Source organism: Mycolicibacterium brumae (assembly GCF_025215495.1).
GTDB lineage: Bacteria > Actinomycetota > Actinomycetes > Mycobacteriales > Mycobacteriaceae > Mycobacterium > Mycobacterium brumae.
Genome location: NZ_CP104302.1, coordinates 1,363,013 through 1,389,386 on the forward strand (window position 1 = coordinate 1,363,013; position 26,374 = coordinate 1,389,386).

A 26,374-nucleotide genomic window follows, 5' to 3' on the forward strand; every position below is an offset into this window, starting at 1 on the left:
GGTTGCACGTCTCTAAGAGAACACTGTGGGAACGGTTTTACGCGGTGTGCGAGATTATGAATGTCGTCTTATATTTTTGTGGAGATCCTACAAAAATGCACGTGGGGATGCCGTTTTCAGCCCCGCGGGGGCTACAAATAATTAAGAGCTGGGATGAAGTCGCCCCAAAGTCGCTGCGACCCGCAACACATACGCGTCCCGCGGCACCGCGGGATCACGTCCGGTGAAGTCGGCGATCCGGCGCAACCGGTACCGCACGGTGTTGGGGTGCACGAACAGCTTGCGGGCGCACGCCTCGATCGCGCCACCGGAATCCAGGTACGCGTCCAGCGTCTCGGCCAGCGCGGGGCCGGCGTCGGCCAGCGGCCGCATCACATCGGTGTGCAGCGCGGCGATGGCCGCGGCGTCACCCATCAGCGCCCGCTCCGGGAGCAGCTCGCGGGCGGCCACCGGGCGCGGCGCGGTGCTCCAGCCCGCGACGGCGTTGATCCCGGCGATCGCCTCCTGCGCCGAGTGATAGGCCGCGGTCAGGCTCGGCGCCGTCGGGCCGATCACCACCGGCTCGTCGGCGAAGGCGCTGAGCAGATCGGACAGGAACTTGTCGGTCTGGCTGAGCGGGCCGCCCACGATGGCGACCAGCCAGGTGCCGTGCACATCGGTCAGCGCGGCGCGACCGTGCCGGGCGGCGATGGCCCGGATGTTCTCGATCGCGGCGCCCTCGTCCAGGTCGGGTATCGGCGTGCCGACCAGCACGGTGGCCGGGGCGTTGGTGTCCCAGTTCAGCGCCGCCGCCCGCGACAACAGCTCCGCGCCGGTGTCGCCGCGCACCACCGCGTCGACGACGCTGGCCTCCATTCGGGCGTCCCACGCGCCGCGCGCCTCGGCCGCGTTGGCGTAACTGGAGGCGGCCACGAACGCCAGGTCACGGCTGTAGCGCAGGATTCCGATGGTCAGCGCGGTCAACTGCGCCTCCGAGCGGGCCAGCAGCGGCACCACCTCTTCGAAGAACTCCATCGTCACCCGCACCATCTCGACGGTCTGGCGCAGCGAGATCCGCCGGGTCAGGTCCTGCGGGGTCAGCGCGAAGGCCTCGGCGGTGTGGTCGACGTCGCGGTCCGGGTCGGCCATCCAGTCCACGAAGTTCACCACCGCGGTCTGCACCACCAGCTGCACCCCGGCCCGCTGGGCGGCGTCCAGGTCGTTGAAGAACGGCAGCCGGTCGGCCATCACCCCGACGGCTTCGGTGGACAACCGGCCCGAGTACTGCTTGAGCCGGCGCAGCGTCGACTCCGGCACGTTCGCCAGCAGCGCCAACGGCGGACGCGCCGGCGTGAAGCGGGTGTCGGGCACAGCTAAAAGCTACGCGCTTCCGGTGTCCCGGTACGACACACCGGCCGCCTGCACGTCGTCGATCTGGTACTCCTTGGCCGCCTCGGCCGCGACCGACATGTCGATCGCGCCGTCGCGGGCCAGCGCCACCAGCACCCCGACCACCACCGACTCGGCGTCGGTGTTGAAGTAGCGCCGCGCCGCCGGGCGGGTGTCGGAGAACCCGAAACCGTCGGTGCCCAGGGTCAGATAGGTGCCCGGCACCCACGGCCGGATCTGCTCGGGCACCGCCCGCATCCAGTCCGAGACCGCCACCACCGGCCCGGCCGTTTCGGACAGCGCCCGGGTGACGTGGGGGATCGGGGCGCCGTCGCCGGCGCGATCGGGATGGCGCAGCAGTTCCTTCTCCACCTCGACGCCGTCGCGGTTGAGCTCGCCCCAGCTGGTCACCGACCACACGTCGGCCGCCACATCCCACTTCTCGGCCAGCATGCCCTGGGCGCGCAGCGCTTCGGGCATGCCGACCCCGGAGGCCAGGATCTGCGCGGTGTGGGCGCGCGACTCGGGCGCCTGCCGGTAGCGGTACATGCCGCGCAGCAGGGCGTCGACGTCGAGCCCCTCCGGTTCCGCGGGCTGCGGGTAGGGCTCGTTGTAGATGGTCATGTAGAAGTAGATCTTCTCCGGGTTCGGGCCGTACATCCGGGCCAGGCCGCTTTCGATGATGTGCGCGATCTCGAAGGCGAACGCCGGGTCGTAGCTGACCACCGCCGGGTTGGTCGCCGCCAGCAGCAGCGAGTGACCGTCGGCGTGCTGCAGGCCCTCGCCGGTCAGCGTGGTGCGCCCGGCGGTCGCGCCGAGCACGAACCCGTGCGCCATCTGGTCGGCGGCGGCCCAGAAATTGTCGCCGGTGCGCTGGAACCCGAACATCGAGTAGAAGATGTAGATCGGGATCATCGGCTCGTTGTGGGTGGCATACGAGGTGCCGACGGCGATGAACTCGCCGGTGGAGCCGGCCTCGTTGATGCCCTCGTGCAGGATCTGGCCGGTCTCGCTTTCCTTGTAGGCCAGCATCAGTTCGGCGTCCACCGACCGGTACAGCTGGCCGTTGCGGTTGTAGATCTTCAGCGTCGGGAACCAGGAGTCCATCCCGAAGGTGCGGGCCTCGTCGGGAATGATCGGCACGATCCGGGAGCCGATGTTCTTGTCCCGCAGCAGTTCCTTGAACACCCGAACGGTGGCCATGGTGGTGGCCACCTCCTGGTTGCCGGACCCCTTCTTCACCGACTTGTAGGCGTCGGGCCCGGGCAGCGTCAGCGCCTTGGCCTTGGTGCGCCGCTCCGGCAGGAACCCGCCGAGGGCTTCGCGGCGGTCGAGCATGTAGCGGATCTCCGGGGCCTCGGGCCCGGGGTGGTAGTACGGCGGCAGGTACGGGTCGGCCTCCAGCTGGGCGTCGGTGATCGGCACCCGCGCGGTGTCCCGGAACGCCTTGAGGTCGTCGAGCACCAGCTTCTTCATCTGGTGGGTCGCGTTGCGGCCCTCGAAATGCTTGCCGAGGGTGTAGCCCTTGATGGTCTTGGCCAGGATCACCGTCGGCTGACCGTGGTGGTCCAGCGCGGCCCGGTAGGCGGCGTAGATCTTGCGGTAGTCGTGACCGCCGCGCTTGAGCCGCCACAGGTCGTCGTCGGAAAGATTTGCGGCCAGTTGCTTGGTGCGCGGGTCCCGGTTGAACCAGTTCTCCCGCAGGAACGCGCCGTCATTGGCGCGGATGGTCTGATAGTCGCCGTCGGGGGTGTTGTTCATCAGGTTGACCAGAGCGCCGTCCTTGTCGGCGTGCAGCAGCGCGTCCCATTCGCGGCCCCACACCACCTTGATGACGTTCCAGCCCGCGCCGCGGAAGAACGACTCGAGCTCCTGGATGATCTTGCCGTTGCCGCGGACCGGGCCGTCGAGGCGCTGCAGGTTGCAGTTGATGACGAAGGTCAGGTTGTCCAGGCCGTCGTTGGCGGCGACCTGCAGCAGGCCGCGGCTTTCCGGCTCATCCATCTCGCCGTCGCCCAGGAACGCCCAGACGTGCTGGTCGGAGGTGTCCTTGATGCCGCGGTCGTGCAGGTAATGGTTGAACCGGGCCTGGTAGATGGCGTTCATCGGGCCCAGGCCCATCGACACCGTCGGGAACTCCCAGAAGTCCGGCATCAGTCGCGGGTGCGGGTAGGACGGCAGACCGCCGCCCGGGTGGGAGTGCTCCTGCCGGAACCCGTCGAGGCGGTCCGCCGACAGCCGGCCCTCGAGGAAGGCGCGGGCGTAGATGCCGGGGGAGGCGTGGCCCTGGACGAAGATCTGGTCGCCGCCGCCGGGGTGGCCCTTGCCGCGGAAGAAGTGGTTGAAGCCGACCTCATACAGCGAGGCCGACGACGCGTAGGTGGAGATGTGGCCGCCGACGCCGACGCCCGGGCGCTGGGCGCGATGCACCATGATCGCGGCGTTCCACCGGATCCACTGCCGGTAGCGGCGTTCGAGTTCCTCGTCGCCGGGGAACCACGGCTCCAGCTCGGTGGGGATGGTGTTGACGTAGTCGGTGGAGGTGAGCGCGGGGATGGCCACCCGCTGCTCGCCGGCGCGCTCCAGCAGCCGCAGCATCAGGTACCGCGCGCGGGCCGGGCCGGAGCGCTTGAGCATGTCGTCGAAGGACTCCAGCCACTCGCCGGTCTCCTCGGTGTCGATGTCGGGCAGGTACGACGCGACGCCTTCGCGGATCACCCGCACCCGGTCATGCTCGGCGGACGACGGCTGCTTGGCGAACTCGGGGGACAACTTCAGCTCCTTGCTCGGCGGGGGACGCCGACGGGGTTTTCTGGCGCGACGCCCTCTTATCAAACCCCAACTCACGCTTGCGTGTAAGGCGGATGTGCGGTCCCGACGCCACGATCGGAAACCCGGTTGCGAGCAACCGGAAGCGCTACCAACCGGTAACCTCTCGGCTGTGATTGACGGCGGCCGAATCCGGACCGGTGGACGGCTGATCGGTGGGGCCGCCGCGGTGCTGATCGGCGTCATCGGATGCAGCGCCATCACCGACGGCGAGGGCGTCGCGAACCAGGAAGAAGCCCCGGCGTTTCGCACGTCGGTGTCGGTGTCGGCGTCGGCCGCGGAGGTGACGTCGAGCGCGAAGGCGGCCGAACGCGCCGCCGCGGAAACCACCAAGGCGATCTACGGGGTGTGCGAGACCATGGCCACCAGCAGCGCCGACGCGGTCAGCAAAGTCAACACCTACGTCTCGGCGGTCAACGGCAACGGTGATCCGGCCGTCAGCAAGCAGCCGGCCGTCGACGCGCTGAACAACAGCGCCGACAATGTGGAGACCGGCGTCACCGCCGCGGTCACCGGCGATCTGGGGGACGCGCTGACCGCCTGGGTCGCGGCGGCCCGGGCCACCGCGGACAGCATCGCCAACGACGCCTCGCCGACGGATTTCAACGCGTCGGTGATGCAGGTGAACTCCGCCCGGAAGACGGCGCTGGAACTGTGCGATTCGACGTATCGGTGATGTGGATGTCGCGGCGGCGGCTGCTGTGCGACGATGAATCCCGCGGCAAAGCCGCGTTGACGTGAAGGAGGACCCACGGTGGTGGCGGCCGACGGCGCCCCTGACTACGCCCAGCGACTGGGCATTCAAAAGGATCAGGTCGTCCAGGAACTGGGGTGGGACTCGGACACCGACGACGACATCCGGCTCGATATCGAAGAGGCCAGCGGGTCCGAACTGCTCGATGAGGACACCGACGAGGTCGTCGATGTGGTGCTGCTGTGGTGGCGCGACGACGACGGGGACCTGGTGGACGCGTTGATGGACGCCATCACTCCGCTCGCCGAAGACGGCGTGATCTGGGTGCTGACCCCCAAGACCGGCCAGGACGGCCACGTGCATCCCGCCGAGATCGCCGAGTCCGCGCCGACCGCCGGGCTGATGCAGACGTCCTCGGCCAACCTGGGCGCCTGGATCGGCAGTCGGCTGGTGCAGCGCAAGTCCAAGGCAGCCGGGAGACACAGCTGATGGTCGCAGTGGGGGAGCAGGCCCCCGACTTCACCCTCAAGGACCAGAACAACCAGGTGGTGCGGCTGTCGGACTTCCGCGGTGAGCGCAATGTGCTGCTCGTCTTCTTCCCGCTCGCGTTCACCGGCATCTGCCAGGGCGAACTCGACGAGATCCGGGATCATCTGCCGCGGTACGAGAACGACGACACCGTCACCCTCACCGTCTCGGTGTGCGCGTCGCCGACGCACAAGGTGTGGTCGGTTACCAACGGCTTCACCTTCCCGCTGCTGGCGGACTTCTGGCCGCACGGTGAGGTCGCGGAGCTCTACGGGGTGTTCAACGCCGAAAACGGCGTGGCCAACCGCGGCACCTTCGTCATCGACAAGTCCGGCGTCATCCGCTTCGCCGAGTGCAAGCAGCCCGGCGAGGTTCGTGACCAGCAGGTTTGGGTTGACGCGCTGGCGTCGCTGGAGGCCTGAGATTTTGAGCTGGCACTCGCCGAGCGTGTAGCCTGCAGCGGTCCGGGCGTGTAGCTCAGTGGTAGAGCTCTGGTTTTACACACCAGCGGTCGGCGGTTCGATACCGTCCACGCCCACCAGTATCACCCCAGTTCAGGGGCAGGATTTATCTGTAACCGGGTCTCTCGCAGGGGCGGTTCGATGACCCAGGTTGACCCATTCGGCATCTAATCGGCTCGCGATGACCCGGCGGTGGGTCACTCGTCGTCCTTCTCGGACTGTCGCTGGCCGGTCACCTTCGACAAGGAGGCCGCCGCGGCGGCGAGTGCGCTGTCGTTCGCGTGCGCGTACACCGAGAGCGTGAACCTCGCGTCGGTGTGGCCCAACCACGCGGCGATCACCGCGGCCGGCACACCGTCGAGGTGCATGAGCGTCGCGCAGCTGTGGCGTGCGTCGTGCAGCCGGATGTGGGGGAGGTGCGCCGCCGCCAGAGCCTCGCGCCACGCCTTGCTGAGTGTGTCGGGGTGCGGCGGGGCGCCGGCATCATCGACGACGACCAGACCGGAGGACGGCAAGGGCGGCACCCGGACGGTGACGGGGCGGGCCACCGGGCGGCAGTGGCTCGGCCTCACCGCGGGGCGGGAGCACTGGCTGCGGCAGGCAGCGGCGTGCCGGGAGACAGCACGGATGCTCCGCGTCGAGCGGTCGGCTGCCGAAGCGCAGCAGGCCGGCGGTGAGACGGTGACCGACGCCGGGAAGCAGGTGCTCGGAGCGCCTACTCCCACACCGGTGTCGAAGCTCGCACTGGTGTCCTCCGACCCCACCGAACCGATCGATGCCGAGATCGTCGACGAGTCTCCGGTCGCGCCGACATCGACGACCAACGATCTCGCCGTGGATGATGCAGTGGAAGGCGAACTGGTGACGGACTGGGAGGACGGTGACCAGGCGATGTGGGAGCGCATTCGCGAGATCGAGGGCAAGCTGCGCGGCGAGCGTGACCCGGACACCCTGCTCTGGACCGGCATGACGCCGGGCCTGGGGCGCATCGCGAACATCGCGGAACGGGACGGCGTCTACTACCACGGCGTCATCGAGCCGATCCTGGCCCGGATCAGCGCGAGGGTGCCGGCCAACGTCCTGATCGAGCCCCGCAATGGCAACCGCGAGAACAAGATCTCCGGACTGTCCCTGTCGTACAACGTGCTCGTGTTCGGCGCCCCGGCGACGGCGAAGACCACGTCCATGGCCACCGCGGAGAGCGCTGTGCCGTTCCCCCCGGGCATCGCCGTCAAGCCGAGCGGCACCGCCGAGGGACTGGTCAAGGCCGCCCGGCGCAAGGTCGGGGGTGGGCACGGGCACCTGCCGGAACAGAAGATCATCGCGACCAGCGTGTTCGGCTGCACCGACGAGATCGGGACCGTGAAGTCCGAGCTCAAGCGCGACGCGAGCAAGTACATCTACCACGTGAATTCGGCGTACTTCGGCAACTCGGTGCTCGGCCAGACCGCGAGCGAGGACTCCCGGGATGTGACCATCCCGCCTCACGGCGTGCGCATGTCGCAGCTGTTCGGCGCACAGCCGCAGTTGTGCTCGGAGCTAACAACAGCACCGCAGGTCACAGCCCCGCCACCCAAGCTACCCGCCAGTAATGTCCTAAGTCAGCAGACCGGCGCCCTGTGGGCGCACCGTGGTGCGCGAAGATTCGGCGGTGCTCACCTGTTGTGCTCGCTTTCGCGGCGGAGCATCGTTGATGGTGTTCGTCGTGGTCGTCCCCGTAAAGACCTTGGTGCTGTGAGCCTGTAAGTCAGCATGGTGGCGGAGGGCTTCCACGGGAACCGTGGATTGGTGCCTTGAGCCCGTGCGTCAGACTTCCGACTCTCCCCGCCCTCCCCACGACGGACACCTTCGATAGCGGATATGACAGAAGGGAGCGGCACCGTGGAGGTGATTCACCCGCGCTGCGCGGGCCTGGACATTTCGAAAAGGGACGCCAAAGTGTGTGTCCGGATCAACGGCGCCGGCCGCCGAAAGACCACCGAAACCGTCACTACGTTCGGAGCGACCACCCGCCAGATCATGGCGTTGCGGGATCACCTGGTCGCGCAGAAGGTTTCGTGCGTGGTGATGGAAGCCACCGGCGATTACTGGAAGCCGTTCTACTACCTGCTGGAGGACCTCGCCGAGGTTGAGGTGATGCTGGTCAACGCCCGCCACGTCAAGAACCTCCCCGGCCGCAAAACCGATGTCGCCGACGCCACCTGGCTGGCCCAACTCGGCGCCCATGGTCTGGTCCGCGGCTCGTTCGTTCCACCGCCCCCGATCCGGGCGCTGCGGGATCTGACCCGCACCCGTACTGCGGTCACCCGGGAGCGGACTCGCGAGATCCAGCGGCTGGAAAAACTGCTCGAGGACGCCGGCATCAAACTGTCGTCGGTGGCCGCCGACCTCAACGGCAAATCGTCGCGGGCGATGATCGCCGCTTTGCTCGCCGGGCAAACCGCCACCGCCGTCATGGCTGATCTGGCCCAGAAACAACTGCGTAGGAAAATCCCGGAACTCACCGAAGCCCTCTACGGGCGGTTCACCGAGCATCACGCGTTCCTGACCCGCATGCACCTGGCTCTCATCGACCAGCACACCGCGGCCATCGAGGCGCTCACCGAGCGGATCGAGGTGGTGATGGAACCCTTTCGTCATTTCCGGGGCCTGATCTGCACCATCCCCGGCATCGGCGGACTCACCGCAGACGTCGTCGTCGCCGAAACGGGCGCGGACATGGCCAAGTTCCCTACCGCCGCGCACCTGGCATCGTGGGCCGGCGCCGCCCCGGGGAACAACGAATCCGCTGGCAAGGTGAAGTCACGGCGCACCCGGCCGGGCAATCCGTACCTGCAGGGCGCACTCGGCACCGCGGCGATGTCGATCTCCCATACCCGCGACACCTACCTGGGCGCGAAGTACCGGCGGATCGCCGCGCGTCGAGGACCGTTGCGCGCCAACGTCGCCATCCAACGCGCACTGCTGGTCGCGATCTGGAACATCGCCACCACCGACACCGCCTACCGTGATCCCGGCGGCGACTACTTCACCAGGCTCAACCCGCAGAAAGCACGCAGCAACGCCGTCCGCCAGCTTGAAGCCATGGGCTACCACGTCACCCTGAGCAATGATCAGAACCTGTGGATGACCCTCGGTGAGGGGGCGTGAAAGTGGGCGCACCTTCCCGAGGATGATCTGAATATCCGAAGGTCCGATCATGAGCCGGCGTTGGCGCGCTGGTTCGGGAAGGTACGCCCATGCTCACCGTAGTTCACGATGCCACCGAGGCCAATGAAAGCACCGGCGGTGCCGGTCGGTCGTTGTTGGACGAGATCGTCCGTGACGGCGCCCGGCAGATGCTGGCCGCGGCACTGCAAGCCGAGGTCGCCGCCTACGTGGCCCAGTTCGCCGACCAGCTCGATGAGGACGGCCATCGGTTGGTGGTCCGCAACGGCTACCACCAGCCGCGTGAGGTGCTGACCGCGGCCGGCGCGGTCGAGGTGAAGGCGCCGCGGGTCAACGACCGCCGCGTGGACCCCGATACAGGTGTGCGGCAGCGGTTTTCCTCGGCGATACTGCCGGCGTGGGCACGGAAGTCCCCGCAGATGAGTGAGGTGTTGCCGCTGCTGTACTTGCATGGGCTGTCCAGCGGCGACTTCACTGCGGCGTTGGAGCAGTTCCTCGGTTCGGGTGCGGGGTTGTCGGCGTCGACGATCACCCGGCTGACCGCGCAGTGGCAGGACGAAGCCGCGGCGTTCGGGCGCCGTGATCTGTCCGGTACCGACTACGTCTACCTGTGGGTCGACGGCATCCACCTCAAGGTGCGCCTGGAGCAGACCAAGCTGTGCCTGCTGGTGATGATCGGCGTGCGTGCCGATGGCCGCAAGGAGCTGGTCGCGATCACCGACGGGTATCGGGAGTCCACCGAGTCGTGGGCCGACCTGCTGCGCGACTGCAAACGCCGCGGGATGGCTGCCCCGGTGTTGGCCGTGGGCGATGGCGCCCTCGGGTTCTGGAAGGCGGTCCGCGAAGTGTTCCCGGCGACCCGTGAGCAGCGGTGCTGGTTTCACAAGCAGGCCAATGTCCTTGCCGCACTGCCGAAGTCGGCACATCCGTCGGCGTTGGCGGCGATCAAGGATATCTACAACGCCGAGGACATCGACAAGGCGCAGGTCGCGGTCAAGGCTTTCGAGGTCGACTTCGGCGCCAAATACCCCAAGGCCGTCGCCAAGATCACCGACGACCTCGACACCCTGCTCGAGTTCTACAAGTACCCGGCCGAGCATTGGATTCACCTGCGCACGACCAACCCGATCGAATCCACTTTCGCCACGGTGCGACTGCGCACCAAGGTCACCAAGGGGCCTGGATCACGCGCGGCCGGGATTGCCATGGCCTACAAGCTGATCGACGCCGCACAAGCCCGCTGGCGGGCCGTCAACGCCCCGCACCTGGTCGCCCTGGTCCGCGCCGGCGCGGTCTTCCACAAAGGCAAACTGCTCGAACGGCCCACCGACATCACACCACCGCAACCGCCTTCAAACGGTCACGAGCGCACCGGAACGGAGGTCGCCTGAAACACCCCGATCCACAGGTCTTGACAATTTCTCCGTCACCCTGGAAGAAGCGTCCTGACCGAGCCACTCACCTCCGCCACGTACCTCACGTGAATCTTCTCGTCAGGTCAGACTCGCTCTCCCTGAAAGAAACTCGGGCACCGTAATCGATGGACCGACCGGGGCGCTTTTCAAAAATCGTCGAGTACTTGTGAAATACCGATGGCGTGCCATTCGATGGTCGCCGAACACGGGGCAGATGCTGAACGCAAACCCGGTTGCCGAACGAATTGATTCGTTCGGCAAGCAGGCAGCGCGTCAACGTCGCCTAATTCGTAGGACGCACAGCAACGGTAACCGGACGGCCCCGTGTAGCGCTGTCGGGAAACTTCGACCGGAGTTGCGGAAAACTTTGAGTGCGTTTGTCGGCGCTCACGAGCATCGGCGGTAGGCAGTTGGCGTGAGGCCCACCCGGGACCGAAAGGTCGTTGCGAAGTGGCTCGGGGTGGAGAAGCCGACCGCATGGGCGATTTCGGTGATGGGCTTGGTGGTGCGGGTCAGCAACATCTTTGCGCGCCTGATTCGTCGGTCAACCAAGTACTGGTGCGGTGTGGTTCGAAACGTCAGCTTGAACCGGGCGGTCAACTCGGTGACCGAGAGCCCGAGGTGCTTTGCCAGGTGAGAGAGAGTGATGTCAGCGTCCAGGTTGTCTTCGAGGTACTCGACAACCTTGGCGCGAATGGCGTCGTCCCAAGCGGTCGGTGACCGGACGACGGCGGGCATCAGGCCCGGCGTGGTGAGCGTCGTCAGGAACTGCAGGCGTAACGCGTCTGCCAATGACTCACACAACATCCGCTCCAACGGGTCGGAGCTGTTCGCCGCGCGGAACATCCGTTGGGTCAGATGCAGCGCCAGAAGGTCGCGGTGCTGCACCGTCGCCGCAACGTCGCGATCCTCGAAGTCCTTAGTCGGAATGCGGATCTCGCAGAATTGAACGGATGTCCCTTGTGCTAGTGCGGCGTAGCGCTGTTGAGCGGGGATCAGCCAGACATCGCCGACGCGCGGCAGCGCGGGTCCGCTCGGGCCGCGTTCGAACTCGACCTCCATCGTCGTAAGGTCACCTGCGCGGTGCACTACCAGGACATGGTCGGGGCTATTGAACTGCCAGTCTGTCGGTGTGTTGACAGCCTCGTCGGCAAAAATGAACTGCATGCCATTGGACTGCCAGTGGTTCCGGGCGAGAAAGGCGCGTGCATCATCGGCCGCAGTCGGCTCCGACGCCGCCCTACGGCTTGGATTCACCATTGGCTGCACGATGGCACTTTCTTCCGGTCCCTGCGTGTCAGGGTGAGTTGAGTCCAGTGGTTCATAGCAAATCCGCCTGCAGGGCGAGATACGGATCGACTTAACGATGACGATTTCCAACCTGGCTGTGGCTGGGGAGAATGTGCAGATGGATTCCACGCATCCGCGCTCGGATGGGCCGCAGCGGCGGCGCACGTTCAGCCCGGCCGACAAGCTGGCGCATCTGGTGGCCTACGAGCAGGCCTGTGAAACCAATGATGGTGGCGCCTACCTGCGCCGTGAGGGCTTGTACTCGTCGCTGATCAGCGAGTGGCGCAAGCAGCGCGACGCCGGGGTGTTGGAGGGCAAACCGGCCGGTGCCAAGGTCGGGCGGCTGACCGCCGAGCAGGCTGAGATCGCCCGCCTCAAGCGCGAACTCGACAAGACCACCAAGCGGCTGGCCACCACCGAAGCCGCCCTGGACATCATGGGAAAAGCACACGCGCTCTTGGAAAGTCTCTCCGAGAGCGCGGAGCCGCCGACCAAGCCGACCAAGCGCTGATGGACACCTGGACCGCTCTGCGCGGCCTGCATGTCACGACCCGGGCTGCGGCGGTGTTGACCGGGATGCACCGCTCGACCGCGCTGCGGCGGGCCGCACCCGCGCCGGCCGGGCCGGCGCGGGCGCCCGCGGCGCCGGTCAACAAGCTGTCCGCCGCCGAGTGCGCTCGGGTGGTGGAGGTGCTCAACAGTGCCCGGTTCGTCGATGCCGCCCCGATCCAGGTGTGGGCCACGTTGCTCGATGAGGACACTTACCTGTGCTCGGTGTCGACGATGTATCGCCTGCTGAACGAGAACAAGCAGGTCAAGGAGCGGCGCCGGCTGGCCCGGCACCGCAAGGCGGTCTGCCCGGAGTTGGTGGCCACCGCGCCCCGGCAGGTGTACTCCTGGGACATCACCAAGCTGCGCGGCCCGGCCAAGGGCCTCTACTACGACGCCTACGTGATGATCGACATCTACTCGCGTTACATCGTCGGGGTGCACGTGCACGCCCGCGAATGCGGTGTGCTGGCCAAAGAGATGATGGAGCAGATCTTCGGAACCTACGGCATCCCACACGTCGTGCACGCCGACCGGGGCACCTCGATGACGAGCAACACCGTCGCCGGCCTGCTCTGCGATCTGGGGGTGACCCGCTCGCATTCGCGGCCCAAGGTTTCCAATGACAACCCCTACAGCGAGTCGTGGTTCAAGACCCTCAAGTACGCGCCGACGTTTCCGGACCGGTTCGAATCCATCCATCACGCAAGGGATTTCATGGATGAGTTCGTGGACTGGTACAACCACGAGCATCGGCACAGCGGCATCGGCCTGCACACCCCCGCCGACGTCTTCTACGGCCTCGCCGCCGAGAAAGACACCCAGCGGCGGATTGTGCTCGCCGAGGCCCGAGCACGCCACCGGCACCGCTTCAGCCAAGACCGCGCACCCAAGATCATCGACCTACCCGAGACCGCCGCGATCAACCCACCCAAACCAGCCGAACCGGAGGACCAGACGACAGCTGCCTAACACCCACTGGACTCAAACACCTTGACAAATTCCGGGTCGGCAACAGTGCACGCCCTATTTTGACGCAGGCGGCAACTGTTTTCCATTCGGCGCAGCACACCACGGCGCAGAAGCGCGAAACGTTGCTCACGCTACAAGCTGACCTGACCCGCCCGAGGCGGGTGGGCGGTTGCCTGTATCGACAAACCACACGGTGGCTTGCGGGATCTTGCGTCATCCTTGCGAATTCTCGCAGCCATCTTCCGTGCCATCACCTATTTGGCTAACGTTTCCAGGCTCTTCGTGAACGAGAGTGCACGGCTGGGCGGGTTGAGACCGGGGCGGGTGTCGTGTCGGTGAGCTGAGGTGGGGCCTCGGTGGGTGACGATGCGGGTTCCTACACCGAGCTTCATCAACACCACCGAGGGAACCCGTGCCTGAGGCTACTGCCTGTCCGCCGTCTGTTGTTGCCGACACGATTATGCGCACCATCGAGTTGGGGGTGACGATCACCGACGCTGCCGTCGATGAGAAGCAGACCACGATCTTCTGCACGCCGGTGGCCCGTGATGCACGTTGCCCGGACTGCGGTCATGACGGCCGCTATCGTGACACGGTCGTGCGGCCGTTGACCGATCTGCCGGTGGCCGGCTACCCGCTGGTGCTGCGGGTGGCAATCCCGCGTTACCGATGCCTGACACCACAGTGCGGGCGGTCGGTGTTCAACCAGGACCTCGGCAAACTGGCCGCCCCACGTTCCTCGACGACGCGGCGCTGTGCCCGCTATGTGTTGCGGCGGTTGATGATCGACCGCACCACCATTTCGGCGATCGCCGCAGAACTCGGGGTGTCCTGGCATACCGTCAGCACGATCGCGATGCGTGCTGTGGCCGATCTGATCGCTGCGGCCGGCCCCGATCGGCTCGACGGTGTGCGGGTCATCGGGGTTGATGAGCACCGCTGGGCTCCAAGGAGGCGCGGGACTGCGGGGTTCGTCACGCTGATCATCGACCTCACCCCGGTCCAGGACAACACCGGCCCGGCGCGGCTGCTCGACCTCGTCGAAGGGCGCTCTGCGGCAGCACTGGCCAGCTGGCTCGATAAACAGCCCTCGGCGTTCCGCGCCCAGGTCGAGGTCATCGCCATGGACGGTTTCGGCGGCTACAAGACCGCCGCCACCGCGCAACTGCCTGAGGCCACTGCGGTCATGGATCCGTTCCATGTCGTGGCCCTGGCCGGCTTGAAGTTGGATCTGTGTCGCCAACGCATCCAGCAGCTGACCTGCGGACACCGGGGCCGCACCGGTGACCCGCTCTACGGTGCGCGCCGCACCCTGCGCACCCGGTGGCCGTTGCTCACCGCCGGGCAGCAGACACGCTTGGAAACCGTGTTCGCCGAGGACGATCATCTCGGCGTCATGGTGACCTGGAGCGTCTACCAGCGCATCATCGCCGCCTACGCCCACCCCGACCGCCGGCGCGGAAAGGCCATGATGACCGCGATCATCGACTCGCTACGCCGCGGCGTCCCCGCAGTCCTGACCGAACTGGCCCAACTCGGCCGCACCCTGTGGCGCCGCCGCCACGACATCCTGGCCTTCTTCGACCACCACGCCTCCAACGGACCCACCGAAGCCATCAACGGCCGCCTCGAAGCACTGCGCCGCAACGCCCTCGGATTCAGAAACCTCACCCACTACCGGCTGCGCTCACTACTGCACAGCGGCGCCCTGCACTCACTGGTCAATGCACTCTGAATTACGAAGAGCCCGTTTCCAGGCATGAGCAAACTTGAGGGGAAATCCGCAGTTGTTGCTGCCGGCGCCAAGAATCTTGGTGGCCTGATCAGCACGACGTTGGCTTCGAGGGGTGTCAACGTCGCTGTCCATTTCAACAGCGCCAGCAGTGAGGCCGACGCCGACAAGACGGTCGCGGCGGTGCAGGCTGCCGGCGTGAAGGCGGTCAAGGTGCAAGGCGACCTGACGGTGCCTGCCAATGTCGAGCATCTCTTCGACACCGCGATCGATGCATTCGGCAGCGTCGACATCGCGATCAACACCGTCGGCAAGGTCTTGCGCAAGCCCATGGTCGAAACCACTGAGGCCGAGTATGACTCGATGTTCGACATCAATGCCAAGGCGGCCTATTTCTTTCTGCAGCAGGCGGGCAAGCGGCTCAACGACAATGGCTCGGTGGTGAGTATCGTGACCGCGCTGCTGGCCGCCTACACCGACGGCTACTCGACCTACGCGGGCTCCAAGAGCCCCGTCGAACACTTCACCCGGGCCGCTTCCAAGGAATTCGGCGTCCGTGGCATCAACGTCAACAACGTGGCGCCCGGCCCGATGGACACACCGTTCTTCTATCCGCAGGAGACCCCGGAGCGGGTCGAGTTCCACAAATCGCAGGCGATGGGCAACCGGCTGACCGAGATCACCGACATCGCCCCGCTGGTGGTATTCCTCACCGACGAGGGGCACTGGATCAACGGGCAGACCATCTTCGCCAACGGCGGGTACACCACCCGCTAGCTCGGGCGGTTTGAGCGGCGGCCACTCCGATAGGCGGCCGACCACGCCGTATTCATGCACCGGCGAGCACCCCCGGCAGCCACACTGGGGTTGCCCCCGTTCGGTAGACACCGGTTAAGCGGCTTGCTCCGCTTGGTTGATCATCAATGTCTCGAAATCCACTGGACTGAGATACCCGAGTGAACTATGGAGCCGACGCCAATTGTACACGTTCTCAATCCAATTCGCTACCGCGTGAATAGCTTCAGCGTGCGTGGCGAAATGCCATCGGTGATAAAACTCCGATTTCAATGTCGACCAGAAACTCTCCTGCTGCGCATTGTCCCAACACACCCCGGTTCGCCCGACGGACTGACGCACATTCAATTCCTCGGCCACGGAGAACATCTGCGCCGAGGTGTACTGGCACCCGCGATCCGCATGGAAAATCACTCGCTCCATCGGTCCCGTCGCCGGGTCCCGGAACAGGTGCGCCCGGCGCAGCGCGGCCTCCACCACGTCGGTGTGCAAGGTTTCGGCGAACGCGTATCCCAGTACCCGACGCGAGCAACCGTCACGGACCGCACACAGGTACAACCAGCCCTCGTCGGTACCCAGGTAGGTGATGTCAGAGGTCCACACCTTGTTCAACGCGCCCTGGTCGAAACGCCGGCCCACCAGATCCGGCAACGTGTGCGCCCGATCATCAACGATCGTGGTCGGCGGGCGCCATGTGCGCGGGCTGATTCCCTCAATTCCATTGTCCACCATGATCTTCGCCACTGTCTTACGAGACACGGTTTCGCCCTGCCGGCGCAGCGTCGCAAGGATCCGCGGAGCGCCGTCGACCCCGTCGGATTCCTCATGGGCAGCCTTGACCGCCACGGTGAGCTCGGCGCGCCGCTGCGCGCGCGGGCCGGGCCCGGCGTCGCGGGCTTTGACCCACTTGTAGTAACCCGAGCGAGAGACCCCCAGCAGTCGAGCGCACCGGCTGACACCGAACATGGCCTTCTCCGCGTCGATCAGTGCGAACGCCTCGGCGGGTTCGGACCGGTCTCCTTCGCGAAGAAGGCTGCGGCTTTTTTTAGAAACTCCCGATCCATTCGCAATTCAGAAACCTCCACCCGCAGGCGCTCCAACTCAGCGCGCTCATCAGCGTCCAAGGCTTCCGGTGCCGAATCCATCTGTGCGCGCTCAATACCCACCCAGCGGCCCAGCAACGCCTCACCAACCCCGATTTCTCGGGCCACCTCGGCAATCGAGCGCCCGGTGTCAATCACCAAATGCGCGGCCTCATGCCGATACTTCGGCGTATACGACGCCCTCTTCTTCGTGCCCACAACAACATCCTTTCCCGGCCAGCAGCACGCTGCCAAACCAATCGGGATGTCTACCGAACGGGGGCATCCTCTACACAGCTTGAGGCCTACGGGGTTGCTCGCCATCGGTGACGATCGACATAGCAACACATGAGTTTGAACCGTTGAGGGGCGATGTATGTCTGCTGCAAAGTGCAAGCGCCGAGCGTTAATCATCTTGTCGTCGGCCCGAAGGCTGCCACTGAGCTCACCGAAAACGGTGCAGTCCATACCGATCGGGTTCTTCCATGTCGAGCTCGGTCAAGTTCTGGCCGAGTTTGAGGACGACCATGAGTTCATCCTCGCCACGCCTGACGGCCAGCGGCCGCAGATAGACACCAACGGCTGGTCGATTCCCTGGCACGCAACCGACCAAATGACGTGGGTGTACGGAAATTCGGTGACGGAGTTCACCGCCGCTGACTTCACCGTGGAGGGCTACCGCGCGAAGTACCCCAAACTCGTCGAGCGCCGTGCACGTGAACTCGCACTGCTCGAACGCCATCTCGGCAAGCTTCCGATCAGCGAGCCGTTGGCGAACACCGACGCAGAAAACCTCGCGTACCGAGACGAAGTGGTGCCGTTGATTGACACGTGGGCGCCCAAGCGATACTTCTCCCTTCCGGAGCTGGTGCAGCGACATCGGGACCCAGAAGACGAGTTCAGCTTTGCCGACATCGATTTCATCCATGCGCCCGGCGGACACGCACCAATGGTCGACTTTCTCCGCAACCCGTGGCTTGGCGAAGTACTTCACCTGGCGCGCGAGAACCAGGTGTACATCTCGCTGATCTGTCACGCCCCGATCGCGTTAACGTCAACCAACTTTCGCATCGATGCCAACGGGCAACCGTATGCCTTCGGCGAGAACCCCTTCAAACAAGCCGAAATCACCACTGTGGGTAGCACCGGGGAGACGGGCATGCTTGACTACGGATACGTCAACATCCCGGGCGAACGCACCCGCCTGGAGTACTTCGTGGACCAAGCACTGGAAGAAGCGGGGTTCACCGTGCTCGCCGCGACAGTACCGACGTCGATGCTCCTGCTGCCCAACCCCGAACTTCGCCTCGTGACAGGTAACGGGCTCTTCCCAGATGAGGGTGTAGTGGTGGTCGGCGCGTCGTTGCCGGGATGAGGGTCGAGGTCTTTCGAAGATGAGGGTTCCTACACACCGCATCTGAAAGACCTCGACGTGCTCGACGCTACCGCGGCGGCCGCTTTGGCCGCTCCTGACCTGTCCGCTTTTTGTTGCCTCGATGACCTCGGGCTGGTGGCCACCGGCCAGCGGGTGACCGCTGATCGGGCGGTGCTGGCCTGTCGGGTCAGTGCGGATGACTCGTGGTGTCGGCGCTGCGGCGAACAAGGCTCGGTCCGTGACACCGTCACCCGCCAGCTGGCCCATGAGCCGTTCGGATGGCGGCCGACAACCTTGCTGGTGACCCTGCGCCGCTACCGTTGCGCGGGCTGCCTGCATGTGTGGCGACAAGACAGCAGTGCGGCGGCCGAGCCGCGGGCCCGGTTGTCACGCCGCGCCCTGCGCTGGGCCCTGGTCGGCGTCGTCTGCGGTCACTTGACGATGGCGCGGGTGGCCGAAGCTCTGGGCGTCTCGTGGAGCACCGCCAACAACGCCGTGCTGGCCGAAGGCAAACGGGTCCTCTTCGATGACCCTGACCGCTTCGACGGGGTCACCGCGATCGGGGTCGATGAGCATGTCTGGCGTCACACGCGCCGCGGCGACAAGTACGTCACCGTCATCATCGACCTGACCCCGGTGCGTGAAAAGACCGGTCCCGCACGACTTTTGGACATGCTCGAGGGCCGCTCCAAATCGGTGTTCAAGACCTGGCTGGCCGAACGGGACAAAGACTGGCGTGAGCAGGTCGAGGTCGTGGCGATGGACGGGTTCACCGGCTACAAGACCGCCGCCGCCGAGGAGGTCCCGAAAGCCGTCGCGGTGATGGATCCTTTCCATGTGGCGCGGCTGGCGGGCAACGCTGTCGATGAGTGCCGCCGCCGCATCCAACTGGCCACCTGTGGGCACCGAGGCCGAAAGACCGACCCGCTCTACAAGGCCCGCCGCACCCTGCTCACCGGATCAGATCTGCTCACCGACAAGCAGAAGAATCGCCTCGACGCGCTGTTCGCCGACGATCGCCACGTCCAGGTGCAGACGACCTGGGCGATCTACCAGGAAGTCATCGCCGCCTACCGCCACCCCGACCGGGCGGCGGGCCGTAAGAAGATGGCCGCGCTGATCACCATGCTCGGCTCCGGGGTGCCCACCGTGCTGGCCGAAGCCGTCACTCTCGGGCGGACCTTGAAAAGCCGTGCTGCTGATGTGCTGGCCTACTTCGACCGGCCGGGCACCTCCAACGGGCCCACCGAAGCGATCAACGGCCGACTGGAACACCTACGCGGCTCAGCCCTGGGGTTCCGCAACCTCACCAACTACATTGCCCGCGCGCTCCTGGAGACCGGCGGATTCAGGCCACGACTACACCCTGGTTTGGGATGAGCCAGGTAACGGCCCACAAACAGTCGATATCCAAGCCGCCGACATTCGTGGCGCAGTCAGTAAGTGACGGCGGCTCTGATGAAAGGGGCCAAACGGTGCTTACGAGCAGACCTGTCAGGGCGACTCTGGCGCTGAAGTCGGTGGTGCGGCAGTCTGCAATTCAGAATTAAGGTTTGCGATACCATTGAGTATTTAGTAACCGGTCGGCAACTCGGCCGGGATTTCGAGGGCCGTTATGACCCGCCCGAACGTCCAGTACGGGCCCACGAGCTCGATTATGTCCGTTGTTCGTGGAGTAAACGCACGCCATCAACTCGCGCAGCAGCAAAACCTAGCCGCCAGCGCCTAAGCCTGGCTTGATTGAGTCGCCCCCTGCCGAATCGAGGCTGGGGGCGACGCCCATTTATCGGATGCGTCACTTAGACCCTGCTTCTCGGGTGAGTCCGCGGCGCCCCAGCCGCCCAAATGGGGCGGGCACTCTGCTGCTGTGGACACCACCACATTCCTTCATCTGACTCATGTGAAGGCATGGCTCTCAGGGTCTGCGGCGCCAATTGAGCACGAACACTTGCGTATCCGGCTTAGTGCGATCGGCGCCTGGTCGTACGGCATGATTCGATAACGGCTCAAACCAGAGCGTCCGCCAGGCTTTCCGCCAGCGGTCGGGGGTTCGAAACCCTCCGCGCCCACCAGCTCTGTGTACCGTCGGTCGATGGACCAGCGTCTGCACTTTCTGACCCTCGCGACCGCCGACCTGGACGCGGCGCGGGCGTTCTACCGCGACGGTCTCGGCTGGACGCCGTTGATGGACGTGCCGGGGGAGATCATCTTTTTCCAGATCGCGCCCGGCCTGGTGCTCGGGTTCTTCGACGCGGAGAAGATCGATCGGGATTTGCTGCGCGGTCACGCGACCGCCGGGGTGAGCGGGGTGACTCTGTCGCACAACGTCGCCGACCGCGACGCCGTGGTGGCGACGCTCGACGCGTTCGAAAAGGCGGGCGGAACCATCCTCAAACCGGCGCAGCAGGGCGACTTCGGCGGGGTCTTCCACGGTCACGCCGCGGACCCGAACGGCGTCATCTGGGAGATCGCGCACAACCCAGGCTGGCGCGTCGCCGACGACGGCGCCGTCGTGCTGGGATAGGCCTTAGCAGGGCGTGTTGACGTCGGCGTCGGTCGGCGTCCGGCCGCCGTTGCTCGGATCGTGGCAGGCGCGGAAGCAGTTGGTGAACCCGAACGCCTTCTCGCAGTGCTGGAAGCTGCCGTCCGGCCACGGGTCGGTGTCGCAGTAGCCGCCGAAGGGTGTGTCGAAGCATTCGCCCGGCAGCGCCTGCGCGGCGGGCGTCGAGGTGAGCGCGGCGACGGTCGCGGCGGCCGCGATGGCGCCGAGAATGGATTTGGTCATGGCTCCTCCCTGCAGAGTCCCCGAACCTTTGCCCATTCTTCCACCGATGCCCGCCGCCGACACCCCTGTTCGATCAGCAGCATCCGCTGTGCGCACGCTCCGGCAGGTCGGGGTGTCCGGACGCCGCGACGCCAGAGGTGAATTCCCGCAGGTCAATTCGCCGACCACCCAGCCAGGTCCCGGCCACCCCGACGTCATCGATCAGCCGGGCCGGGTCCAGCGCCCACGGGTCGGCGGTCAGTTCGACGAAGTCCGCCAGTTTGCCCACCTCGATGGATCCGACGAGGTGTTCGCGGCGTAGCGTGCGCGCCGCGTCGATGGTCTGCGCGCGCCAGGCCTGCTCCAGGGTGATCGCCTGGTCCGCGTCATGCACATGCCCGGCCCGGGTGCGACGGGTGACCGCGGTGGCGATATTGGTCAGCGGCCGCGGCGGGGACACCGAACCGTCGTTGTGCATGGACACACACGCCCCGGAGGCGACGGCGTCGGCGATGGCGCCCCAGCGCGCGCCGTGCCGATGGTCGAACATGGACCCGTCGAGCAGGTCACCCCAGTAGTAGTACTGGAACGGCGCCAGGGACACGTGCACTCCGAGCGCGGCGGCGCGCTCGAACTGGGCGCAGGTGGCCGCGCCGCAGTGTTCCAACCGCCAACGATGATCTGTCCCCAGCAGGTTGTGCCGCGCCAACCCGTCGGCGTAGGTGCCCAGTGCGAGCTCAACGGCGAGGTCCCCGTTGGCGTGGAATGCCATCTGCCATCCGGCCGGGGCGGCCCGGTCGATGATCGCGTCGAGTTGGTCGCGGGTGTAGTTCATCGACCGCGCGCCGCCGGCGGTCGCCGGGTCGATGCCCGCCACGCGGGTCGCGTCGGTGTCCAGGTACGGGAACGACGTGGCGATATTGCCGACCCACGGCGAGCCGTCGGTCCACAGCTTCACCCCGGCCTTGGTGAGCATCAGCTCGCCGGCGTCGAACACGGCCGGGTCGGCATAGCTGTCGGCGCCGGAGACCTCCCACATGCTGACCCGCAGTGGGCATGACGGCGCCGCGGCGAGCGCCTCGTACCCGGCGCGCAGTTCAGGTTGATACGTCATCTCCGACGCCGAGGTGTAGCCGCCGCGGGCCATCTCGGCGAAGTACGCGGCCCCGGAGGCCAGTGGGTTGCCCATCGTCGCCATCAGCGGTGCGACGATGAGGGTGACCACCGGAAGCTCGAATCCCTGTCCGTCGAGCGAGCCGTCCGGGTTGCGGCCCCAATGCCCGCCGTCGGGGTCGGACGGGGGTGTGGTGTCCCAGCCGTTGCGGCGGATCAGCGCGCTGCTGAAGTACGCGCCGTGGCCGGAGTTGTCGGTGATGACGACGACGCGGTCGCCGAACAGCGCGTCCAGTTCGGCAGCCTTGGGCGCCGGGTGCCCGTGGAGCAGGGCGTCGAACCCGCTGAACCACAACGGTTTATCCGCCGGTGCGCCGGGTTTCGCGTCTTCGAACGCGTCCAGCACCGCCGCCCAATCAGGCGCGTTCCACGGGGCGATTGAGCGGGCGGGGGCCTGGGTGGCCGCCCCGGACAGCAGCGGGTGGCTGTGCGGTTCGACGAACCCCGGGGCCAACACCTGTGCGCCGGTGTCGGAGACGACGGCGTCCGGGTAGGCGGCGCGGCAGTCGGCGAGGGTTCCGACGGCGACGATTCGCCCGTCTGACACCGCGACGGCGTCGGCACACGGGCGCGCCGGGTCCATGGTGATGACCGTGCCGGCGGTGAGGATGAGACTCATCGGGGAAGTACGTCACCGCCGCGCGCGATCAGGAGCCCGTCTGGGTGAACGCGTATACGGTCGAATCATGGACACCAAGGACGAGCCCGAGGTGTTGGTCGTTCCGGACGCGGCGGCGTGGCGGGAGTGGCTGGACGCGAACGAGGGCGGTAACGACGGGGTTTGGCTGCTGCTGGCCAAGAAAGGCGTCACCACGCCGACCTCGCTGAGCTACGCCCAAGCCCTCGACGAGGCGCTGTGCAGCGGGTGGATCGACGGCCAGAACAAGGGGATCGACGACCAGACGTATCGGCAGCGCTTCACGCCGCGCCGGGCGCGCAGCATCTGGTCGGCGCGCAACGTCACCCACATCGAGCGTTTGACGACCGAGGGCCGGATGCGGGAGCGGGGGCTGGCGGAGGTGCAACGGGCCAAGGCCGACGGCCGCTGGGACGCGGCCTACGCCGGACAGGCGAGCATCCAGGTGCCCGACGATCTGAGCGTCGCACTCGACCAGAAGCCAGCCGCCAGAAGGACTTTCGACGCGCTGAACGCCACCAACCGGTACGCGGTGCTGCACCGGGTCGTGACTGCCCGCACCCAGCCGACCCGCGAACGCAGGATCGAGAAGTTCGTCGAGATGCTGGCCCGAGGCGAATCGATCTACCCGCAATGAGGACGCCGAACTTTTGGCCGCGGGCGGGATCCCGCGGACGTGTGGTCCCGGCGACGGCCCTCTTGTTGGCCTTGTCCTTGTCGGCGCTGATCGTCGGATGCGGGACGGCCGCCGAGCCCTCCGCGGATCGCTCGGATGAGTCGGCGCCGGCGGATTCAGCGGCGTCGCCCGTGGGTGTCGAGGTGATCGCCGAGGGTCTGGACGCGCCCTGGTCGGTGGCCTTCCACAACGGGACCGCGCTGATCAGCGAGCGCGACACCGCTCGGATCCTGGAACTCGGCCTCGACGGCGGAACCTCGACCGTCGCCACCATCGACGGCGTGAGCGCGGTGGGCGAGGCCGGGTTGCTCGGACTGGCGGCCCGCGACGCTCGGCTGTATGTCTATTCGACCGCCACCGGCGGCAACCGGATCCAGCGCTACCCGATCGAGGGAGCGCCGGGCGGGTTGCGTCTCGGGGAGCCCACGCTGGTGTTCGACGGGATTCCGGCAGCCAACTATCACGACGGCGGCCGGATCGCCTTCGGCCCAGACGGCATGCTCTACGTCACCACCGGTGACGCCGGAAACCCCGGTAGCGCACAGGAATTGGGCTCGGTGTCCGGAAAGATCCTACGGCTGACGCCGGACGGCGAAGTGCCGCAGGATAACCCGTTCCCCGGGTCGCCGGTGTACAGCCTGGGACACCGCAATCCCCAGGGCATCGCCTGGGATGACGACGGCACGATGTACGCCGCGGAGTTCGGGCAGAACACCTGGGATGAGCTCAATATCATCGAGGCCGGCGGCAACTATGGCTGGCCTGAGGTGGAAGGCCTCGGCGGGGGAGACCGGTACATCGACCCGGTTCAGCAGTGGCAACCGCGGCACGCCAGCCCCAGCGGTATCGCGGTGTACGACGGGTCGGTGTGGATTGCGAACCTTCGCGGCGAACGGTTGCTGCAGGTCCCGCTGTCGGATCTCGGTTCCTCGACCGAGCATCTCGGTGACCGTGGTCGGTTGCGCGATGTGGTCGTCGGACACGACGGCACGTTGTGGGTGCTGACCAATAACACCGACGGTCGCGGTGACCCGCAACCCGGCGATGACCACCTGCTGCGATTCACTCCGGATTCTGACTAGTTACCCGTCGCTGGTGATGTTGGGCCACTATCCGGGTGGGTCTGTCCCGGGTGGGTGTTGGTGGCGGAACCGTTTGTGGAAGTGGGCGAGCATGTCGGCGGGCTGGTGATACGGATTGACCCGCGGCTGCCCGCGATCCAAGTGTGCTGGTGGGGTCCATTCGACGCGGCCGTCGGTGTTGAGGCGGGTGGTCCAGTTCTGTTGGTAGGCCATCCGATTGTCCGGGCCGCAGTCCAGCCCCAGCTCGTCGACATTCGTCTGGCCGTCCTGGCTGAAATTGTCGAGGTGATCGGCCTGGCACCGGTAGGCGCTGGCTGTGCACCCCGGCCGGGTGCATCCCTTGTCCCGGGCGAACAGGACCAGCCGCTGATCGGCTGAAGCGAGACGCTTGGTCCGACCCAGCCACAGCGGTCGGCCACGTCCGTCGAAGATCACCAGGTAATGCAGGGCATGCGATGCCATCCGCAGGAAATCACTCATCGGAACCATCGACCCGCCCGCAGTCACCGCCCACCCCGTGAGCGCCGCGGGGACGTAGGGGGTCGGGAGTCCGGCAGGATCAGTGGCAGTCGGGTTCTCGGGCGGTTCCGGCACGGCCGGGGTCACCGGGCCGCCGCTCGGGGCGTCGGGGCCGGTGATCGTCACCACCGGGTCGATGATCGGCCCACCGCTGAGGTCGGCGGGGACTCCGCCGTGGGCGGCGGCGTTCAATTCCGCCAAGGTTGTCGTGACGATCACGGTGACGGGTAGTCCGTTGTGTTGCCCGAGGTCGCCGGAGGCCAGCAGTGCCCGCATGGCGGCGACCAGGGCGTCGTGGTTGCGTTGCGACACCGTCCGCTTATCGCCCTGGATTTGTTCCTCGCTGGGTGTTCCCGAGACACAGGGGTGTTCATCGTCGGGATTGCACATGCCCGGCGCCGCTAACTTTTCCAGGATGGGTTCTAGGGTGGCCCACGCTTCGGGGGTCAACCGCGCCCGCAGGTTGCGCATCCCATCGTGGGTCTGTGCGCCGACGGACAGGCCGCGGGCGGCGGCGCGGCGCCGATCGGCGAAGTCCCCGTCCGGGTCGAGGACCATGAGCAGCATGGTCGCCAGTTTGCTCAAATGCGAGGGCCCGTACTGCGTGGCGAGCTCGGCCAACTCCTTCTCGGCATCAGCCCGGGTCTCCGGATCCACCGCCGCCGGGATCTTCGCGTAGGTGTCTCGCACGATCGCGACCTGTTCCGGGCCGATCACCCCGTCCGCCACCCCTTCAGCAACCGACGGCATCACCGGTTCCAGGGGTTGCCCATCCACCGCGACCCGGGGTCCGAGGTCAGCGGCTTCAGCCAGACGCCGTCGGGCGACGCCGCGGGAGATCCGCAGACGCTCCTCCAACACGAGGGTGAGGTTCGCCGCCCCCAACACCCCGGGATTGCCGTCGGCCACCAACCGGGCCAGCAGCCGATGGTCGGCCGCCGGGGCCCGCCACGCGAGCGCCTCCCGGCGCGCGAGCACCTCCAAAATCTCCTCCGACGAGAGCGCGTCGAGGGACGCCGAAGCCAGGACGTGGTGAGCGGTTTCGGCCTGCGCGAGGGCGGCGAAGATCGCCTCCCGATCCGCGTAGGCGGTGCTGCTCATACCCAAAACGCTATACCTCGACACCGACAAGAAACGCTGCGAGACAACCGAATTCGGACCTCAAACGGTGAGAGTTCTATGAGAAAATTCGGCGGCCGCTCGAGGGGCGAAGAAGCGAGGGGCGGCGGCTTGAGGGGCGACAGTTCGACGCGCAACTGAGGTGC

General features: G+C 66.5%; 21 protein-coding genes, 1 tRNA gene and 1 pseudogene. 15 read left to right on the forward strand and 8 right to left on the reverse strand.

What is annotated here, in order from left to right; all coding sequences use genetic code 11:
* Window positions 1–141 precede the first annotated feature (141 nt).
* Complete coding sequence (locus tag L2Z93_RS06645; protein ID WP_090593630.1) at window positions 142–1,350, reverse strand: PucR family transcriptional regulator; 1,209 nt, start codon at window positions 1,348–1,350, stop codon at window positions 142–144.
* A 9-nt stretch (window positions 1,351–1,359) separates the two neighbouring features.
* Window positions 1,360–4,140, reverse strand: coding sequence for a pyruvate dehydrogenase (acetyl-transferring), homodimeric type (gene aceE / locus L2Z93_RS06650; protein ID WP_234786286.1), 2,781 nt, complete (start codon window positions 4,138–4,140; stop codon window positions 1,360–1,362).
* A 169-nt stretch (window positions 4,141–4,309) separates the two neighbouring features.
* On the opposite strand from aceE, the gene L2Z93_RS06655 reads away from it, so the two are divergent.
* The 4 genes from L2Z93_RS06655 (at window position 4,310) to L2Z93_RS06670 (ending at window position 5,960) form a co-directional block, all read left to right on the forward strand.
* Window positions 4,310–4,873, forward strand: a complete 564-nt coding sequence (locus L2Z93_RS06655; RefSeq protein ID WP_090593633.1) for an Rv2240c family protein — start codon at window positions 4,310–4,312, stop codon at window positions 4,871–4,873.
* Between the two features lie 78 nt (window positions 4,874–4,951).
* Window positions 4,952–5,380: a DUF3052 domain-containing protein gene (locus L2Z93_RS06660; RefSeq protein WP_090593634.1), complete on the forward strand. Its 429-nt coding sequence runs from the start codon at window positions 4,952–4,954 to the stop codon at window positions 5,378–5,380.
* Complete coding sequence (locus L2Z93_RS06665; protein WP_090593637.1) at window positions 5,380–5,841, forward strand: peroxiredoxin; 462 nt, start codon at window positions 5,380–5,382, stop codon at window positions 5,839–5,841. The genes L2Z93_RS06660 and L2Z93_RS06665 overlap by 1 nt, the downstream gene beginning before the upstream one ends.
* A gap of 44 nt (window positions 5,842–5,885) precedes the next feature.
* Window positions 5,886–5,960: transfer RNA gene (locus tag L2Z93_RS06670), tRNA-Val, on the forward strand.
* A 117-nt stretch (window positions 5,961–6,077) separates the two neighbouring features.
* Here L2Z93_RS06670 and L2Z93_RS06675 read toward each other — a convergent pair.
* Window positions 6,078–6,392, reverse strand: a pseudogene (locus L2Z93_RS06675) (tyrosine-type recombinase/integrase); the annotation flags it as partial.
* A 217-nt stretch (window positions 6,393–6,609) separates the two neighbouring features.
* On the opposite strand from L2Z93_RS06675, the gene L2Z93_RS06680 reads away from it, so the two are divergent.
* The 3 genes from L2Z93_RS06680 (at window position 6,610) to L2Z93_RS06690 (ending at window position 10,439) form a co-directional block, all read left to right on the forward strand.
* Window positions 6,610–7,626 (forward strand): hypothetical protein, encoded by a 1,017-nt coding sequence (locus L2Z93_RS06680; RefSeq protein ID WP_260575513.1) that lies wholly within the window; start codon window positions 6,610–6,612, stop codon window positions 7,624–7,626.
* 135 nt (window positions 7,627–7,761) lie between these two features.
* On the forward strand, window positions 7,762–9,030 hold the full coding sequence (locus L2Z93_RS06685; protein WP_090593648.1) for an IS110 family RNA-guided transposase: 1,269 nt from the start codon (window positions 7,762–7,764) through the stop codon (window positions 9,028–9,030).
* An 89-nt stretch (window positions 9,031–9,119) separates the two neighbouring features.
* Window positions 9,120–10,439 carry an IS256 family transposase gene (locus L2Z93_RS06690; protein WP_090593670.1) on the forward strand — a complete coding sequence of 440 codons (1,320 nt, stop codon included), beginning with the start codon at window positions 9,120–9,122 and terminating at the stop codon, window positions 10,437–10,439.
* 411 nt (window positions 10,440–10,850) lie between these two features.
* On the opposite strand, the gene L2Z93_RS06695 is transcribed toward L2Z93_RS06690, so the two are convergent.
* Window positions 10,851–11,843: a helix-turn-helix domain-containing protein gene (locus L2Z93_RS06695; protein WP_162562051.1), complete on the reverse strand. Its 993-nt coding sequence runs from the start codon at window positions 11,841–11,843 to the stop codon at window positions 10,851–10,853.
* A 28-nt stretch (window positions 11,844–11,871) separates the two neighbouring features.
* Between L2Z93_RS06695 and L2Z93_RS06700 the strand changes: the two genes are divergently transcribed.
* The 3 genes from L2Z93_RS06700 to L2Z93_RS06710 all read left to right on the forward strand — a co-directional run bounded on the left by L2Z93_RS06700 (window position 11,872) and on the right by L2Z93_RS06710 (window position 15,783).
* A protein-coding gene (locus L2Z93_RS06700; protein ID WP_090587900.1) for an IS3 family transposase occupies window positions 11,872–13,274 on the forward strand; the annotation gives its coding sequence in 2 pieces (ribosomal slippage) (window positions 11,872–12,232 and window positions 12,232–13,274; 1,404 coding nt in all).
* 412 nt (window positions 13,275–13,686) lie between these two features.
* Window positions 13,687–15,009 carry an ISL3 family transposase gene (locus L2Z93_RS06705; protein WP_409347457.1) on the forward strand — a complete coding sequence of 441 codons (1,323 nt, stop codon included), beginning with the start codon at window positions 13,687–13,689 and terminating at the stop codon, window positions 15,007–15,009.
* A 24-nt stretch (window positions 15,010–15,033) separates the two neighbouring features.
* A complete protein-coding gene (locus L2Z93_RS06710; protein ID WP_090586723.1) occupies window positions 15,034–15,783 on the forward strand; it encodes an SDR family oxidoreductase in 750 nt (249 codons plus the stop codon).
* 114 nt (window positions 15,784–15,897) lie between these two features.
* Here the strand turns inward: L2Z93_RS06710 and L2Z93_RS06715 are convergent.
* Window positions 15,898–17,102 (reverse strand): IS3 family transposase gene (locus L2Z93_RS06715; RefSeq protein WP_090585282.1). Its coding sequence is split into 2 segments (ribosomal slippage): window positions 15,898–16,847 and window positions 16,847–17,102, totalling 1,206 coding nucleotides; the frame shifts between segments, so codons are not numbered across the junction.
* A 157-nt stretch (window positions 17,103–17,259) separates the two neighbouring features.
* On the opposite strand from L2Z93_RS06715, the gene L2Z93_RS06720 reads away from it, so the two are divergent.
* The 3 genes from L2Z93_RS06720 to L2Z93_RS06730 all read left to right on the forward strand — a co-directional run bounded on the left by L2Z93_RS06720 (window position 17,260) and on the right by L2Z93_RS06730 (window position 20,782).
* Window positions 17,260–18,258: a type 1 glutamine amidotransferase family protein gene (locus L2Z93_RS06720; RefSeq protein ID WP_234785969.1), complete on the forward strand. Its 999-nt coding sequence runs from the start codon at window positions 17,260–17,262 to the stop codon at window positions 18,256–18,258.
* Window positions 18,259–18,315: 57 nt separating this feature from the next.
* A complete protein-coding gene (locus L2Z93_RS06725) occupies window positions 18,316–19,638 on the forward strand; it encodes an ISL3 family transposase (protein WP_090584960.1) in 1,323 nt (440 codons plus the stop codon).
* A gap of 712 nt (window positions 19,639–20,350) precedes the next feature.
* Window positions 20,351–20,782, forward strand: a complete 432-nt coding sequence (locus L2Z93_RS06730) for a VOC family protein (RefSeq protein ID WP_090586728.1) — start codon at window positions 20,351–20,353, stop codon at window positions 20,780–20,782.
* Window positions 20,783–20,785: 3 nt separating this feature from the next.
* Here the strand turns inward: L2Z93_RS06730 and L2Z93_RS06735 are convergent, their stop codons facing one another.
* Together L2Z93_RS06735 and L2Z93_RS06740 are read right to left on the reverse strand one after the other, a co-directional pair.
* Window positions 20,786–21,043 (reverse strand): hypothetical protein, encoded by a 258-nt coding sequence (locus tag L2Z93_RS06735; RefSeq protein WP_090586730.1) that lies wholly within the window; start codon window positions 21,041–21,043, stop codon window positions 20,786–20,788.
* Between the two features lie 73 nt (window positions 21,044–21,116).
* Window positions 21,117–22,814, reverse strand: a complete 1,698-nt coding sequence (locus L2Z93_RS06740; RefSeq protein WP_090586733.1) for an amidohydrolase — start codon at window positions 22,812–22,814, stop codon at window positions 21,117–21,119.
* Window positions 22,815–22,881: 67 nt separating this feature from the next.
* Here L2Z93_RS06740 and L2Z93_RS06745 point away from each other — a divergent pair, with 67 nt between their 5' ends.
* Entirely contained in the window at window positions 22,882–23,469 is a 588-nt protein-coding gene (locus tag L2Z93_RS06745) for a YdeI/OmpD-associated family protein (RefSeq protein WP_090586735.1), read from the forward strand.
* A 170-nt stretch (window positions 23,470–23,639) separates the two neighbouring features.
* Window positions 23,640–24,590: a PQQ-dependent sugar dehydrogenase gene (locus tag L2Z93_RS06750; protein WP_306439062.1), complete on the forward strand. Its 951-nt coding sequence runs from the start codon at window positions 23,640–23,642 to the stop codon at window positions 24,588–24,590.
* A 27-nt stretch (window positions 24,591–24,617) separates the two neighbouring features.
* Here L2Z93_RS06750 and L2Z93_RS06755 read toward each other — a convergent pair whose 3' ends face one another.
* Window positions 24,618–26,210: an HNH endonuclease signature motif containing protein gene (locus L2Z93_RS06755; protein WP_090586739.1), complete on the reverse strand. Its 1,593-nt coding sequence runs from the start codon at window positions 26,208–26,210 to the stop codon at window positions 24,618–24,620.
* Between the last annotated feature and the right edge of the window lie 164 nt (window positions 26,211–26,374).

Excerpts from the sequence above, each read along its gene's own strand:
- L2Z93_RS06665 (WP_090593637.1), top strand. The coding sequence starts at position 5,380 with ATGGTCGCAGTGGGGGAGCAGGCCCCCGACTTCACCCTCAAGGACCAG.
- L2Z93_RS06690 (WP_090593670.1), top strand. The coding sequence starts at position 9,120 with ATGCTCACCGTAGTTCACGATGCCACCGAGGCCAATGAAAGCACCGGC.
- L2Z93_RS06710 (WP_090586723.1), top strand. The coding sequence starts at position 15,034 with ATGAGCAAACTTGAGGGGAAATCCGCAGTTGTTGCTGCCGGCGCCAAG.
- L2Z93_RS06720 (WP_234785969.1), top strand. The coding sequence starts at position 17,260 with ATGTCTGCTGCAAAGTGCAAGCGCCGAGCGTTAATCATCTTGTCGTCG.
- L2Z93_RS06730 (WP_090586728.1), top strand. The coding sequence starts at position 20,351 with ATGGACCAGCGTCTGCACTTTCTGACCCTCGCGACCGCCGACCTGGAC.
- L2Z93_RS06735 (WP_090586730.1), bottom strand. The coding sequence starts at position 21,043 with ATGACCAAATCCATTCTCGGCGCCATCGCGGCCGCCGCGACCGTCGCC.
- L2Z93_RS06740 (WP_090586733.1), bottom strand. The coding sequence starts at position 22,814 with ATGAGTCTCATCCTCACCGCCGGCACGGTCATCACCATGGACCCGGCG.
- L2Z93_RS06745 (WP_090586735.1), top strand. The coding sequence starts at position 22,882 with ATGGACACCAAGGACGAGCCCGAGGTGTTGGTCGTTCCGGACGCGGCG.
- L2Z93_RS06755 (WP_090586739.1), bottom strand. The coding sequence starts at position 26,210 with ATGAGCAGCACCGCCTACGCGGATCGGGAGGCGATCTTCGCCGCCCTC.